The 13,297-nt window shown below is 69.8% G+C and carries 16 protein-coding genes; 1 reads left to right on the top strand and 15 read right to left on the bottom strand.

Annotated elements, in window-relative coordinates; genetic code table 11:
* Positions 1-42: 42 nt before the first annotated feature.
* Positions 43-381 carry a hypothetical protein gene (locus tag AQJ46_RS06315; protein WP_059204653.1) on the bottom strand — a complete coding sequence of 113 codons (339 nt, stop codon included), beginning with the start codon at positions 379-381 and terminating at the stop codon, positions 43-45.
* A 389-nt stretch (positions 382-770) separates the two neighbouring features.
* On the opposite strand from AQJ46_RS06315, the gene AQJ46_RS06320 reads away from it, so the two are divergent.
* A complete protein-coding gene (locus tag AQJ46_RS06320) occupies positions 771-2,003 on the top strand; it encodes a cytochrome P450 (RefSeq protein WP_059204654.1) in 1,233 nt (410 codons plus the stop codon).
* 19 nt (positions 2,004-2,022) lie between these two features.
* Here the strand turns inward: AQJ46_RS06320 and AQJ46_RS06325 are convergent, their stop codons facing one another.
* The 14 genes from AQJ46_RS06325 to AQJ46_RS06385 all read right to left on the bottom strand — a co-directional run bounded on the left by AQJ46_RS06325 (position 2,023) and on the right by AQJ46_RS06385 (position 13,138).
* On the bottom strand, positions 2,023-2,655 hold the full coding sequence (locus tag AQJ46_RS06325; protein ID WP_059204655.1) for an OmpA family protein: 633 nt from the start codon (positions 2,653-2,655) through the stop codon (positions 2,023-2,025).
* Positions 2,656-2,663: 8 nt separating this feature from the next.
* Positions 2,664-3,245 (bottom strand): hypothetical protein, encoded by a 582-nt coding sequence (locus AQJ46_RS06330; protein WP_057609959.1) that lies wholly within the window; start codon positions 3,243-3,245, stop codon positions 2,664-2,666.
* Positions 3,246-3,261: 16 nt separating this feature from the next.
* The gene (locus AQJ46_RS06335; protein WP_079072198.1) at positions 3,262-3,879 is read right to left on the bottom strand and encodes a pilus assembly protein TadG-related protein; all 618 of its coding nucleotides are present in this window, start codon (positions 3,877-3,879) and stop codon (positions 3,262-3,264) included.
* Complete coding sequence (locus AQJ46_RS56115) at positions 3,876-4,037, bottom strand: Flp family type IVb pilin (RefSeq protein WP_167368204.1); 162 nt, start codon at positions 4,035-4,037, stop codon at positions 3,876-3,878. The genes AQJ46_RS06335 and AQJ46_RS56115 overlap by 4 nt, the downstream gene beginning before the upstream one ends.
* 112 nt (positions 4,038-4,149) lie before the next feature.
* Positions 4,150-4,944 (bottom strand): response regulator, encoded by a 795-nt coding sequence (locus tag AQJ46_RS06340; RefSeq protein ID WP_059204657.1) that lies wholly within the window; start codon positions 4,942-4,944, stop codon positions 4,150-4,152.
* Positions 4,945-4,976: 32 nt separating this feature from the next.
* On the bottom strand, positions 4,977-6,272 hold the full coding sequence (locus AQJ46_RS06345) for a sensor histidine kinase (RefSeq protein ID WP_404828380.1): 1,296 nt from the start codon (positions 6,270-6,272) through the stop codon (positions 4,977-4,979).
* Between the two features lie 11 nt (positions 6,273-6,283).
* Complete coding sequence (locus AQJ46_RS06350) at positions 6,284-7,174, bottom strand: DUF5936 domain-containing protein (RefSeq protein ID WP_057609956.1); 891 nt, start codon at positions 7,172-7,174, stop codon at positions 6,284-6,286.
* Between the two features lie 10 nt (positions 7,175-7,184).
* Entirely contained in the window at positions 7,185-8,129 is a 945-nt protein-coding gene (locus AQJ46_RS06355) for a type II secretion system F family protein (protein ID WP_059204658.1), read from the bottom strand.
* 11 nt (positions 8,130-8,140) lie between these two features.
* A complete protein-coding gene (locus tag AQJ46_RS06360) occupies positions 8,141-9,478 on the bottom strand; it encodes a CpaF family protein (protein ID WP_059204659.1) in 1,338 nt (445 codons plus the stop codon).
* Between the two features lie 12 nt (positions 9,479-9,490).
* A complete protein-coding gene (locus tag AQJ46_RS06365) occupies positions 9,491-9,844 on the bottom strand; it encodes a TadE/TadG family type IV pilus assembly protein (protein ID WP_057609953.1) in 354 nt (117 codons plus the stop codon).
* 1 nt (position 9,845) lies between these two features.
* Complete coding sequence (locus AQJ46_RS06370) at positions 9,846-10,169, bottom strand: pilus assembly protein (RefSeq protein ID WP_263972862.1); 324 nt, start codon at positions 10,167-10,169, stop codon at positions 9,846-9,848.
* A 44-nt stretch (positions 10,170-10,213) separates the two neighbouring features.
* Positions 10,214-11,464: an AAA family ATPase gene (locus tag AQJ46_RS06375; protein WP_059204661.1), complete on the bottom strand. Its 1,251-nt coding sequence runs from the start codon at positions 11,462-11,464 to the stop codon at positions 10,214-10,216.
* Between the two features lie 9 nt (positions 11,465-11,473).
* Positions 11,474-12,181 (bottom strand): Flp pilus assembly protein CpaB, encoded by a 708-nt coding sequence (cpaB, locus tag AQJ46_RS06380; RefSeq protein ID WP_059204662.1) that lies wholly within the window; start codon positions 12,179-12,181, stop codon positions 11,474-11,476.
* A 66-nt stretch (positions 12,182-12,247) separates the two neighbouring features.
* A complete protein-coding gene (locus AQJ46_RS06385) occupies positions 12,248-13,138 on the bottom strand; it encodes a hypothetical protein (protein WP_059204663.1) in 891 nt (296 codons plus the stop codon).
* Positions 13,139-13,297 lie beyond the last annotated feature (159 nt).

Here is a 13,297-nt window from a genome sequence, read left to right on the forward strand (position 1 = left end):
GGTGTGGTGATCGCAGATGGCGGTGGTGTGATCGCGTCAGCGTCAGCCGAACGGTGACGGCTTGCCGGACAGGGAGCGCATGGTCTGCGTGTTCGCCGTCTCGGTGCTCTGGTAGAGCAGGCCCGAGCCGCCGCACTGGCGGGAGAGGCCTTCGCACTTGGACGCGAGTGCCGAGACCTGGCTCGACCAGGTCTCCGCCAGGCCGCTGAGTGCTGCGCCGAGGCCGCCGTTCCAGTTGCCGCTGCCGAAGTCCTTGGATGCCGAGCGGGTCTCGTCCACCGGGTGGGCGCCGGCGGTTCGCGTCCGTCCCGCCATCTCCTGCGCGCCGGTGCCCGCGCGGTTCAGTGCCGCCGGATCCTCGATGTCCGTGCCGCCCGACATGCCGTATCCCCCATTGTTCGCTGCCGCCCCTCATGTTCCGGGGCTTTCGATTTGTTACGCGAATCGATTTGCGGTGAGCGAGTAAAAAGTATCACCGTGGCGGGCTGCCTTTCCGGGCCTTCGGCTGGATTCCGACCCTGACGACACAGACCGGGAGGAGTCGTAGAGCCGTTGCTCTCGCATACGCCCACGAGACGCTCCGCGCCGCTGGAGCACACGCATACGCGATCGACTCGATGGTGGCCGCCACCGCGCTCAGGACCGTGACTTTTGAGCACAGGCACCTCTCTGGATCCGGCCAATCAGCCGCCCGTCAGCCGTCTGACGGGGAGTTGTCAGGCTCGCGGGGTTCGATGTCCTCGGCTTCCTTCCCCCCACCGAGGAGTGTCATGACCCACGCCCCTGTCGACACGCAGGACGAGGCTGTTGCCGACTTTCCGATGCCCCGGGCAGCGGGGTGTCCGTTCGCTCCGCCTCCGGCGATGATGAAACTGCACGCCGAGGAGCCGGTCTCCAGGGTTCGGCTGTGGGACGGGAGCGTGCACTGGCTTGTCACCCGGTACGAGGACCAGAGGGCCCTGTACGGCGACCCGCGCCTCAGTGTCGACACCACCCGGCCGGGTTTCCCCTACCTGAACGAGGCCTTCCGGGAGACCGCCGCCAAGAACCCGCCGTCCTTTCTCAACATGGACGACCCCGATCACGCGCGCATCCGCCGGATGGTCACCGGGGCGTTCGCCGTCAAACGCATCGAGGCCATGCGCCCGGCCGTCCAGCGGATGACCGACGACCTGATCGACGCGATGCTGGCCGGCCCCAAGCCGGTCGACCTGGTGGAGGCCCTCACGCTCCCCCTGCCGTCACTGGTCGTCTGCGAACTCCTCGGCGTCCCCTACGAGGACCACGACTTCTTCCAGGCCAACAGCAAGGTGGGGCTGCGCCGGGACGTGACCGCCGAAGCGGTACGGGCCGCCTTCGGGGAGATCTACCAGTACCTGAGCGGTCAGATCGACGTGAAGCTCGCCGGCCCGGCGGACGACATGCTCTCCGATCTGGCCGCCCGGGTGCGGGCCGGTGACCTCACCCACCACGACGCCACCATGCTGGGTGTCCTGCTGCTCGGCGCCGGGCACGAGACCAGCGCCAACATGCTCGCCCTGGGCATCCTCGCGTTCCTGGAACACCCCGACCAGCTCGCCGTCGTCCGCGACACCGACGACCCGAAGGTCCTGGCGTCCGCCGCGGACGAGATGCTGCGCTATCTGACGGTCGTCCACAACGGCCAGCGCCGACTCGCCCTGGAGGACCTGGAGATCGGCGGCCGGTCCATCCGGGCCGGCGAAGGCGTCATCATGCCGGGCGCCACCGGCAACTGGCAGGCCGACGTCTTCCCCGACCCCGAACGGCTCGACGTCCGCCGCGACGCCCGTCGCCACATGGCCTTCGGCTTCGGCATCCACCAGTGCCTGGGCCAGCCCCTGGCCCGCCTGGAACTCCAGGTCGTCTACCACACCGTCTTCCGCCGCATCCCCACCCTGCGCCGGGCCACCGACCTCGACCAGATCCCGTTCAAGGACGACGGCATCGTCTACGGCGTCTACGAGCTGCCGGTGACCTGGTGAGCCACACCATCCCGGTCGGTCAGTTCTCCCCTCGGGGGAAGGACACCTCGACTCGGCGGTTCTTCTTGCGGCCCGACTCCGTCGAGTTGGAGGCGATCGGGTAGTCCTCGGAGTAGCCGCGGACCTCGTAGGTGATGCCCGAGTCCTTCAACTCCTGGTCGAGGACGTCCTGTACGGCGTTGGCGCGCTGCCGGGAGAGGGTGCGGCCGTGGGCGTAGCTGCCGAGGTTGTCGGTGAAGCCGAAGACACGGATCCGGGTGGCGTTCTGGTTCTTGATCTCCGCCGCGATCGCGGAGATACGGGCCTTCGCCTCGCCGTTCAGCTTCGCGCTGTCCTTTCCGAACAGGACCTCCGCCTGGAGGGCGAACTTCACGTCCGCGTTGGTGTCCTCCCTGCGCTCGTCACCGCTCTGGTCCTCGACGACCTGCTTGATGTCCAGAACCTTCGGTTCGGCGAGGGTGGCGCCTTCCGGGAGCTTCAGATCCGGGTCGTTGGGGTCCACCTCGACGGGTGCGGTGGCGGAGGGTTCGGTGCCCGGGGGCACGCTGGGGCCGCCGTCGTCGGCCTGGGCGGGCGTGAGGGTCAGCGCCGCCATGAGCGAGGCGACCGTGATGGCCAGGGCGAGGCGGGGTGGGGTTCGGGTGGCGGTCATGGTGGGCGTCATCCGGAGATCTGGATGGGGGCGGAGGCGAAGGTGGGGAGTTGGAAGGTGACGTCGGTGGTGCTGGTCGGGGGGGCCGGGAACTGGACGAAGACGGCCAGGGATTCGCCGGGTTGCAGCGATGAGAAGCCGGTCGTCGTCAGGGGTCGGCCGTCCGTGTCGCGCAGCACGTAGTAGCGCTTCTTCGACGTGGCGTCCACCAGGGTCGCGCCCCCGAGCGACATGCCGTGCCGGAGAATCTCCGTCTCGTCTCCGCGCACCGCGGGGGGAATGGTGATGCGCTTGGAGCCGTCGTTTTTCAGGTTGCCGTTCACCGTGACGAAGCCGCCGGCGTCACGAGTGGCCGAGGTGATCTGGAGCAGCAGCCCGCTCGAGCCCTTCAACTCCGCCATCGGCTCGCCGGACTCGCCCTCCTGAGTACTCGGGTCGGACCCGCTCGTGCGAGAGGCCGACGCCGACGTCTCCGGCTTCTTGTCGTCGTCCCCTCCACCGCTGCAACCGGCCACACCGACGGCCAGTCCGGCCGCGATCGTCAACGCGACCATCCCCCTGCGGGCCTTCGCCGTGAACCGAATGCTCATCACTCCGCTTCCTTCGTCACTCGTCGTTCGCTTGTGCCAGATGGACGTCGAAGAGGTCCTCGGGTCCGGGCAGATCCGTCAGGTCGTCCGGGTCCAAGGGCCACACGACACCGTCCTCGCAGGTGAGCTCCGGCAACACGTCCGCGTCCGCGTCTTCGCCAGGCAGTTCGAACTCGCAGACCGGTTCGATGACCGCCGTGGCGACCTCGGTCGACTGCTTGCCCTCGACTCCGGGGACTATGGAATCACCGACGGTCTTGTTCGTCCTGACCTCGACGTTGTAGCCCGGCGGCAGCCCCGATATCGACTGGCAGTACACGGGGGTGGCGTCATTCTGTGCGGCCAGTTGGTCCGCCCGCGGGCACCCGTCGAAGTCCACTCCCACGCCGTTGAAGATGTCCTGCCACTTGGTGGGATCGAGAACGTTCTCCACCCACTTGTCGGTGAGCTTGTCCCGGGTGTCCAGGGCCGCTGCCAGCGCCGCCGCGTCGGCCGCCGTCTGGGCGCCGTTTCTGTTCGCCGCGGCCTGGCCCACCGCGAGGTAGGCGAACGCGAGAAAGAGCAGGCCCGCCACCACCATGATGTAGATGGGGAAAGCCTGCCCTGCGTCGTCGTGTCTACGAGGCCCGGTCAGCCGCTGATGACTTCGTTGACCTTGTCCACGATCGCGGTGTAGATCGTGTTGCCGATATCCGTCCCCGTGATCGCCAGCACAATCGCCACCACCACCGCGATGATGCCCAGGTACTCGACCGCGGTCTGACCCTTGTCGTCGTTGAACCGGTTGCTCATTGCGGGCCCCTTCGGCGTCGTCGCTGTCGACAACCGGAACGTAGACCTGCGGATGCCGGTCGGCGCAGGGCCCGTGGGCCCAAATCCGGGCCCAACCTCGCATCGACACGGCTCACCCCACCCCTCGGCCCGAACTCGGCGCCGTGCCCAGCCACTTCGCGGCGGCCTCGGAGCGGCTCGTGCTGTGGAGCTTGGCGAAGATGCGGTTGATGTGGTTCTTGACCGTCTTCTCGCTGATGAAGCAGGCGGCGGCGATCTGCTGGTTGTTCATGCCGGATGCGATGAGGTCCATGATCTCCGCCTCCCTCGCGCTGAGTTGGAAACGCGACCGGTCCGATGACGACTGTCCCACAGATGATTGCAGTTGCGAAAGCCCTTTGAGGGGAAACGGCGTTGCTGGCACCGGAAGATAGGGATTTACATGTGCATTCGCATCGCGTAGCTGGGTCAGCAGGGCGCCCGCCGCCGTGGGCGTGAGGTGGGTGCGGCCCTGCACGGTGTCCCTGACGGCCAGGACGAGCTGGTCCGCGGTGAACTCGCCGTGGACGAGGTAACCGTCGGCTCCTCTGCGCAGGGCCTCCTGGACGGTCTCCGGCTCTCCGCTGTACGTCAGCATCAGCACCGGGGCGATCGGCACGAGGTACGGCAGCGCCGAGATCCCGTCGACGCCCGGCATGCGGACGTCCAGGAGGATCACGTCCGGGTGGTGCCGGCTCGCGGCCTCGTACGCCTCACGGCCGTCCGCCGCCTCCGCCACGACCGTGATGTCCTCACGGCCCGTGAGGAGGGCGGTGAGGCCCGCCCGGACCACCGGGTTGTCGTCGGCGACGACGATCCGGACGGGGGTCGGCGGGGCCGTCGGGAACAGTGCGATCGGTGGGGTGGGGTGCTGGGGGTCGTCCGGCATGTCGCGGCCTCCTCTCGTGGTGGGGCGGGGGGTCATCGGTCCGCCCGCGGGAGTGACAAGGGCAGTTCCAGGAGTACTTCCGTGCCCTTCGCGTCCGCGCCCTCGCCGATGTGGATACGGGCGCCCACCGACTCGGCGCGTTCCACCATGCCGACCAGGCCGAAGTGGCCGGAACGGCGGAGTGCGTCGAGGGTGGTGTCCGGGGGGAGGCCGCGGCCGTCGTCCTGGACGCTGATGCTGAGCAGTTCGTGGTCGGGGTCCAGGTCCGCGGTGACGTCGATGCGCGTGGCCTCGGCGTGCCGGTGGGCGTTCTCCATCGCCTCCTCGGTGATGGTGAGGAGTTGGCGGGCCACGGGGTGCGGGACGGCGAGCGCGGGGTGGGGGTGGGTGGGGGCCCGGTAGGTCGCCCGGAGGGTCGTACGGGCGCTGAAGTTCCTTGTGCGGGTGGCCAGTTCCTCGAGTACGTCCGTGGTGGGGGCCTGGTCCCGGCGCAGGTCGGTGAGGAGCTCGCGGGACTCGGTCGCCGCTCTGCGGGCCGCCCGGGCCACGAGTTCGGCCTGCTGCTTGAGCAGGGCCGGGTCCGGGGTGGGGGCGGCCGCCGATGTCGCCAGGCCTTCCGCCGCCAAGGCCACGCCATGGAGGGTCTTCGCCACCGAGTCGTGCATCTCCCGCGCCAGACGGGCCCGTTCCTCGCTGATCGCCTCCGTCACCGCCAGGCGTGCCTTCATCGCGGTGAGGGCCTGGGTCGCCGTGCCGAAGCGGAGCAGGAGGTTGCGCAGGGTCGAGCCGACCGCGCCCGTGATCACGCAGAAGCCCGGGAGGAGAAGCATCTCGGCGGGAGTCGTGTTCGGGTGCGGGAGGGCTGTCTGGGCCAGGAGCAGGATCAGGGACTGCAGGGACGCGAAGACCGCGGCGCCTCGCCAGCTGTAGGCGATACCGGCGAGGAGAGGAGTGCAGACGCTGACGTAGGCGAGCGTGGTGTCGGGGCCCGCGGAGATCAGGAGGAGGCTGGCGAAGAGGGTGTCCGCGGCGAGGAGGCTGGGGTGGCGCAGGAGGAGGGGACCGAAGCGTTCCCAGTCCCTGAAGAGGGCGTAGGACACCATGAAGGTGACGACGACCGCCGCGCCGACCAAACGGGTGCCGAGGCCGGGGTTGGCGTTGAGGAGGGCGGCGGGCGCGGCGAGGGCGATCATGGCCAGCCGGAAGCCGAAGACCTGGCGGCACATGGCCTGCAGTGCGTTGACCTGGATGTCCAGTGCGGGTACGTCGGAGGCCCCCACCCGGCCTTCGGCGGGGTCGGTGTTCCTGCGCGCATCCGTCATCGACATCGCCCGGCCCCCTACTTCCCCGTGATCGTGCCGAAGTCGGTGCCCGAGCCGAGCAGCAGCCCGGCGGCCAGCAGAAGCATCGTGGCCGGAACCATGAAGGTGGTGATCATCATGGTGGCCTTGGGGACCGCGCGGGCGGCCTTGCGGCGGGCGTTCTGGGCGTCCGTACGGCGCATGTCCTTGGCCAGGGAGACCAGGGTGTCCACGATGGGCGCGCCCAGTTCCTCGCCCTGCTGCAGCGCCGTCACGAACATCGCGACCTGTTCGGAGTCGTTGCGGCGGCGCAGCTCCGCGAAGGCCTGGCGGCGGCTCATGCCCAGGTCCATCTGGCGGAGTGTGATGCGCAGTTCGTCGGCCCAGGGGCCCTCGTACTTGGAGGCCACGCGGTCCAGCGCCTGGCGGAAGCCCAGACCCGCGCTCACCACCACCGCCAGCACGTCCAGGAAGTCGGGGAGCGTGCGCTCGATGACGTCCTTCCTGACCCGGATCGCCGACCAGATGCCGACCTCCGTCCAGAACGCCCCGAAGGCCAGCAGGAGCAGGGCCACCAGGATCTGGCCGCGGAGGAGGAAGACCAGGAAACCCAGGGCGCCGAGGAAGCCGTAGACCGCCCTGCGGGCCGCGTAGCGGTGGATGGTCAGGCCGCCGGGGTTGCCCGCGAGGTCGATCTTGCGGCGGTACTTGGCGACCTGTTTGGGGCCCATCAGACGCAGCACGGCGGGGGCGTAGCGCATGCCCATGCGGTCGATGAGGGAGTCCACCGCGCCGGTGCGGGTCGATCCGACCTCCAGTGCCAGCACCAGGTCGCTCGGCAGTTTCGCCTCCGCCCGGTACATACGGAGGCCGGCGAAGACGCCCCACACGCTCACGGCCATCAACAGGGCCAGTCCGATACCGATCATGGCCGCCCCCTCAGACGTCGATCCGGGACAGGCGGCGGATCAGGATGAATCCCACCGCGTACAGGGCGAACGCGATGATCACCGCCGCCTGGCCGAGTGGTGAGCCCGTCATGCGTTCCAGCGCACCGTCCTTGACGCCGTTCATCAGGAACAGGGAGCCGATGCCCAGGACCGGGACCGCGTACGACGTCATGTTCACCTGGGAGAGCTGGGTGCGGACCTCGCGCCGCGTCTCCTTGCGCTCCTCCAGCGTCTCGGTCAGGTTCCGCAAGGCGCTGACCACCTGGCCGCCGGCCCGGCTCGACAGCACCAGGGTCGTCACCAGGACCACCAGCTCCCGGGACGGCAGTCGCTTCGCCATCTCGTCCAGCGCGTCCTCCATCGACACGCCCACCGCCAACTGGTTGGCCACCTTCGCCAGTTCCTCCCCCGCCGGTGCCTCCAGTTCCTCCGCCGCCATGCCGATCGCGGTGCGCAGGGCGAGGCCCGCGTGGGTGGCGTTGGCCAGGATGCGGGCCAGTTCGGGGAGTTGGTTGATGAACTTCTCGATGCGCTTCTGCCGCTGCCAGTTGAGGAACTGCACCGCCGCCCAGACGCCCGCCAGACCGGCCAGCGGGCCGAAGAAGGGCGCCAGGGTCGCCTGGCCGATCAGCCACAGGCCTCCGACTAGCCCGACCATCGCGGCGAAGAACTCGCCCGGCGTCACGTCCAGCCCGGTCGCCGCCAGCCGGAGTTCCAGCTGCCTGCCGAGCCGGGTGCGGCGCAGCCGGCGGTCCAGGTCGCGGAAGTGCCGGCGGCGGCCGGTGTACGGCACCTGGCTCGCGGCCGACAGCCGGTCGACCAGCGCCGCCCGCTGGGCCCGTCCCCTGGCGTAGAAGTGGATGCCCACGACGGCGAGCGCGCAGGTCAGCAGGGTGGCGCCGATGGTGAGCGTGACTAGGGTCTGCAGGTCCATGGGGGTGGGTCCTACCTGGCTTCTCGGATGGCCAACTGGTTCGCGGACTGGGCCACGCCGAAGGCCTGGGGCGTGGGCTGGCTCGCCATGTAGAGGCGGTCGACGGTACGGCGCGGAAGCGGGAAGTACTCGAACCGGCCGTAGATCCGGCCGTCCGCCGCCATCGGCTGGGCGTCGAAGCGGGCCACCGTGGCCAGCCGGTACGGCTCGCTGCCGTGGCTGTCGAGCAGGGCGATCTCGGTGATCCGGCGGGCGCCGTCGGCGAACCGGGTGAGCTGGATGATCACGTCGACCGCGCTGTTGATCTGGTCGTGCAGCGCCTCGAAGGGGATCTCCACCTCCGACATCGAGGCCAGGGTCTTCAGCCGCATCAGCGCGTCCTCCGCGCTGTTGGCGTGGACGGTGGCGAGGGAGCCGTCGTGGCCCGTCGACATCGCCTGGAGCATGTCCAGGGACTCACCGCCGCGGACCTCGCCGACCACGATCCGGTCGGGGCGCATCCGCAGCGAGTTGCGGACCAGATCGCGGATGGTGACCCGGCCCTGGCCCTCCACGTTCGGCGGCCGCGACTCCAGCCGGACCACGTGCCGCTGCTGGAGCTGGAGTTCGGCCGAGTCCTCGATGGTGATGATCCGGTCGCCCTCCGGGATGAGCCCGGACAGCGCGTTGAGCAGGGTCGTCTTCCCCGTGCCCGTCGCGCCCGACACGATGATGTTGAAGCGCGCCTGCACCAGGCCCGCCAGCAGGTACAGCATGTTCTCGTCGAGCGAGTCGAAGCCGACCAGTTCCTGCAGCGTGTAGGAGCGGGGGAAGCGGCGGATCGTGAGGATCGCGCCGGTCAGGGAGAGCGGCGGGATGATGACGTTCACCCGCTCGCCGGACGGGAGGCGCGCGTCGACCATCGGGTTCGTCTCGTCCACGCGCCGGTTGACCGTGGAGACTATTCGCTCGATGGTCTGCATCAGCTGGTCGTGGGACGGGAAGCGCAGGGGCAGCTGCTCGACGCGGCCGCCGCGTTCGACGAAGATCGAGTCCGGGCCGTTGACCATGATCTCGGTGATGGAGGCGTCTTCGAGCAGCGGCTCCAGGATGCCGAGACCGAGGGCCTCGTCGACCACCCGCCGGATGAGCTGCGAGCGTTCGACCGTCGACAGGACCGGACCCTCACGGCTGATGATGTGCCCGAGCACCCGCTCGAGACGGGCCCGGCGCTCGGCCGCCGCCAGCACGCTCATCTCCGCGAGGTCGATCTCCTCCAGGAGCTTGGCGCGGTAGGAGGAGACGAGGTGGCCGTCCTCACCCCGGCTGCCGTTCTCCTCGGGGGTGTTGATGCGGGACCGCAGACTCATGAGGTACCTCGTTCAGTGGTCGAGCGGCATGGTGGCGGTCTTGACGGCGGGATCGAAGTCCCAGCCGGGGACGATCGACGGGATCTGGACGGTGGCGGTGACGGTGACCGAGTCGCCTCCGCCGCCCTCGGCGCAGTCGACGGACAGCCAGTCGCTGATCGCGTTCACACAGCCCTCCTGCGCGCTCATGTCCAGCGAGGCGGCCCGCGCCCCGGCCCTGGCCGCCGTACCGGCCTGCTGGGCGGTGTAGGCGATGAGCCCGATCTGGACGCCCGCCATGGCGACGAGGATCAGGATCGGGATGAAGCCCAGGTACTCGAGGGCCACCTGGCCGCGGTCGCGCGTGCTCTTCCGGGAGTACGACATCTCAGTCCTTGTCCTCCTCCACGGCGCCCGCGTGTCCGTCGACCTGGAAGGGGAAGGCGATCGCGCCCGGGAAGAGGACGGGGACGTCCAGGTGGACATCGGCCGTGACATAGCCACCGCCGGTGGCACAGTCCACCTGGCCGGTCCAGGCGCCGGGCAGCTTGTCCAGTCCCGCCTGCTCGCACGCGGCCTCCCGCTCCCCCGGTGGCGCCGCCGTCGCGGCCCGTACCGCCTCGTCCGCAGCATTCCCCGCGAGCGTGTACGTGTATCCCAGCAGCACGAACTGCCACAGCAACACCAGCGTGATCAGGATCAGCGGGGTCATCCCGAGGAACTCGATGGTCACCTGCCCCTCGTCCCGCCGCCCGCTCACCTCCCGAGCTCCCTGCGCCGCCGGAAGGCCAGCGCGCCGCGCTCCCGGCCTCCGTTGCGATGGGAGTTCGCCTCCGAGCCCTTGACCAGGCCCAGTTCACCGGCGAGCGTCCACAGGGCCTGCTTGACCGTGCCCTTGGCGTCGAGTTCGTGGACCCGCCCCGCGTCCACCGCGCCCTGGAGCTCCTTGAAGTTCGCCGGGATCACGGTCGCCGCGACACCGGTGCCGGTGATCTTCTGGATGAGCGCGGGCTGGATCTCCGTGGCGCGGCTGTGCCGGTTGACGACGACGGTGGTCTCCTCGGCCTTGCGGACCTGGAGGCGGTCCCACATGCGCACGGCACGCTTGGCGCCGCGTACGGCGACCACGTCGGGCGTGGTGACCAGCAGGGCCGTGTCGGCCATCTCCACGACCGCCGCGCCGGCCCCGCTGAGCTGCGACCCGCAGTCGACCACCACGACCTCGTAGCGGGAGCGCAGCGCGCTCACGATCTGGCGGGCGGCGCGCTCGGTGACCTCCTCGCCGCGCTCGCCCTCGCCGGGGGCGAGCAGCAGCGCGAGGCCCGTGTCGTGGGGGAAGACGGCGTCGGCGAGGACGCGCGGGGAGATGTCGGTGATGGTGGCGAGGTCGGCGACCGAGCGGCGGAACTGGACGTCCAGATAGGAGGCGACGTCGCCGGTCTGGAGGTCCATGTCGAGCAGGGCGGTGGTGCGGCCGGAGGCCTGGGCGGCGAGGGCGAGCTGGATGGCGGCCGTGGTGGCGCCGACGCCGCCCTTGGCGCCGCTGACGGTGACGACGGTGCCGCCGATGCCGGTGAACACGTCGGTGGCGGCGCCCAGGTGCCGTCGTACGCCCGTCGACCACTGGGCGACCGCGTGCACCCGGGTGGCGAGTTCCTCGTAGCCGAGCGGGAGGGAGATCAGACCGCGGGCGCCGTAGTCCATGGCGGCCTGGAAGAGGCCGGGGCTGACGTCGGAGGTGACGAGGATGACGCCGACGGCCGGGAAACGCAGGGCGACCTCACGGATCAGCTCCAGGGCCGGGACGGGCCCGATCCGCTCGTGCACCACGACGACCTCGGGCAGCTCGTCGATCGACTCGGACGCCAGGCGTGCGAGGGTGTCGATGAGCTGGGTGGAGTCGGTCACCGGGACGACCGGCTCGGCGTCCGGGAGCTGGCTGAGCAGCGTGGTGAGGGAGCGGACCGCGTCCGCGTCGCCGACTGCCGGGAGGATCCTCGTGGGCATGGCGGCCTCTCACTTGTCCTTCGCGAGTTCGTACGTGCGCTCCTGCTCGGGCACGGTCCCGGTCTCGCCCGGCGCGACCAGGGCGAGCCGGACCCGCTTGGCGAACGACTCGGCGTACGTGATGCGCTGGGCGTCGAGGGCGGAGAGGGCGAAGGTGATGGGGCGGGCCTCGGTCGCCGCGCGGGTGCGGTCGTCGGCGTCGGGTTCGAGAGCCTTGAGCTGCCCGACATCGAGGACCCGGGCGTTCGTCACGATGATCTTGGACAGGTCGGGATCGCCCTCCTTCTGCCCCTCGAAGGTGGCGTACACGTTGACCGCGGAGCCTGCCGTGATCTTTCCGGCGACGCCGGTCGCCGCGTCGATCATGATGGCGATCTCCTGCTGTCCGGGCTGCAGAGCGGGCTGGTCGACGATCATGTCGCTCTGCAGCAGCGAGCCCTTCTTCAGGGTCGTCACGGCGATCTTGCCCCGGACGGCGGCGAGGTCGGTGATCGCGTTGGCCGACAGCCAGCGCTCGGGCATCTCGGTCTTCTCGAACTGCGCCGCGCTGAGCCGGGTGTAGGGCTCGATGTCCTTTTTGACCTCGTACGCCGTGACCTCGGGGCCGACCTTGGACTTCACGTCGTCGATGACGGAGAGCACGCCGGCGAAGGCCGCGAGGGCGCCCAGGACCGACAGGAGCAGGAGTATCACGCCGCGGCGCTGACGGGAGTTCATGAACCGTACAACCTCGTTGGGGGGCTCGGTCGAGCGGAATCGGGGACGGGGGCGATCCGGTACGGCTCACCCGGCGGGCAGTTGGTGCTGTCGCTGCTGTTGCTGCTGGGGAACGGGTGTCACGGGTGCGGTGGCCGAACAGAACACGCAGCGGTCACCGATGACGTCGATACCGCACCAGTGACAGATGTTCTGCCGTACCGAGGTGACCAGTTGGTAAAGGACGGACAGGTCGGGCAGGAAGCTGCAGAACTCGATCAGCTTGCCGGTGCCCCACCACTCGGCGGACTCGGCGGGCAGCGGGCTCTCGCGCAGCCCCTGGATCCGCCAGGACTTGGCCAGCGCCCCGGAGACCCAGTCGGACTGGAGCTGACCGCGGGCGACCAGCATCGAGGTGGCGAACTCCGGACCGGCGAGCGTGGCGTCCGGGGTGATTTTGACGAGCTGTGGCTGGGGGTGGGCGAGCACGGCGAACTGGCTGCCCGGCACCCAGGACTTGGCGTGCGACTTCAGGCCGACGGGGACCCGGTCGAGCTTGGCCACCGAGCCGAGGAGGGCGCCCGCGTGGAGGTAGTGGGTGAGCAGCCGGCCGGCCGAGGCGAGGACGCCCGGGCTGAGGTCGCAGGAGGCGAGCTGTCTCAACTGGCGGGCGAGGACGGCGATCCCGAGGGGTGGCAGATCGGGCCGGAACAGGGCGATCCGGTCGCTCTCCAGGAGGGACCGCACGGTGCGCAGCCGCTGGTCCACCGCCGGGGGCACGGCCTGGGAGTACACGACGATCACATGGCCGTGCTGGTCGATCAGCGTCTGGAGGGCGGCGAGCGAGTGGTCGAGCGGCTGCCGGCCGAGGCCGTCGAGCACGACGGCGGGCAGAGTCCGCTCGTCCTGCGCCGGCAGCGCCATGTCGGCACCGGTCACGGCGATGGCAGTTGGCACGCGCAGCTCCCCGTATCCCATGCCCGTGGGTCCGACGGATCACTCCGGCGCACCCGGTCGACTTCACTGCGTGACTACCTGAGCACTGTAACCACGGCTCTATGGCCGGAGAACAGCGATTCTGTGACTTCCTGGCCCGCGCGAGGGATCAAAAGCGGGCGATTACTGCCCAGATGGGGC

Source organism: Streptomyces canus, from assembly GCF_001514145.1.
Lineage (GTDB): Bacteria > Actinomycetota > Actinomycetes > Streptomycetales > Streptomycetaceae > Streptomyces > Streptomyces canus.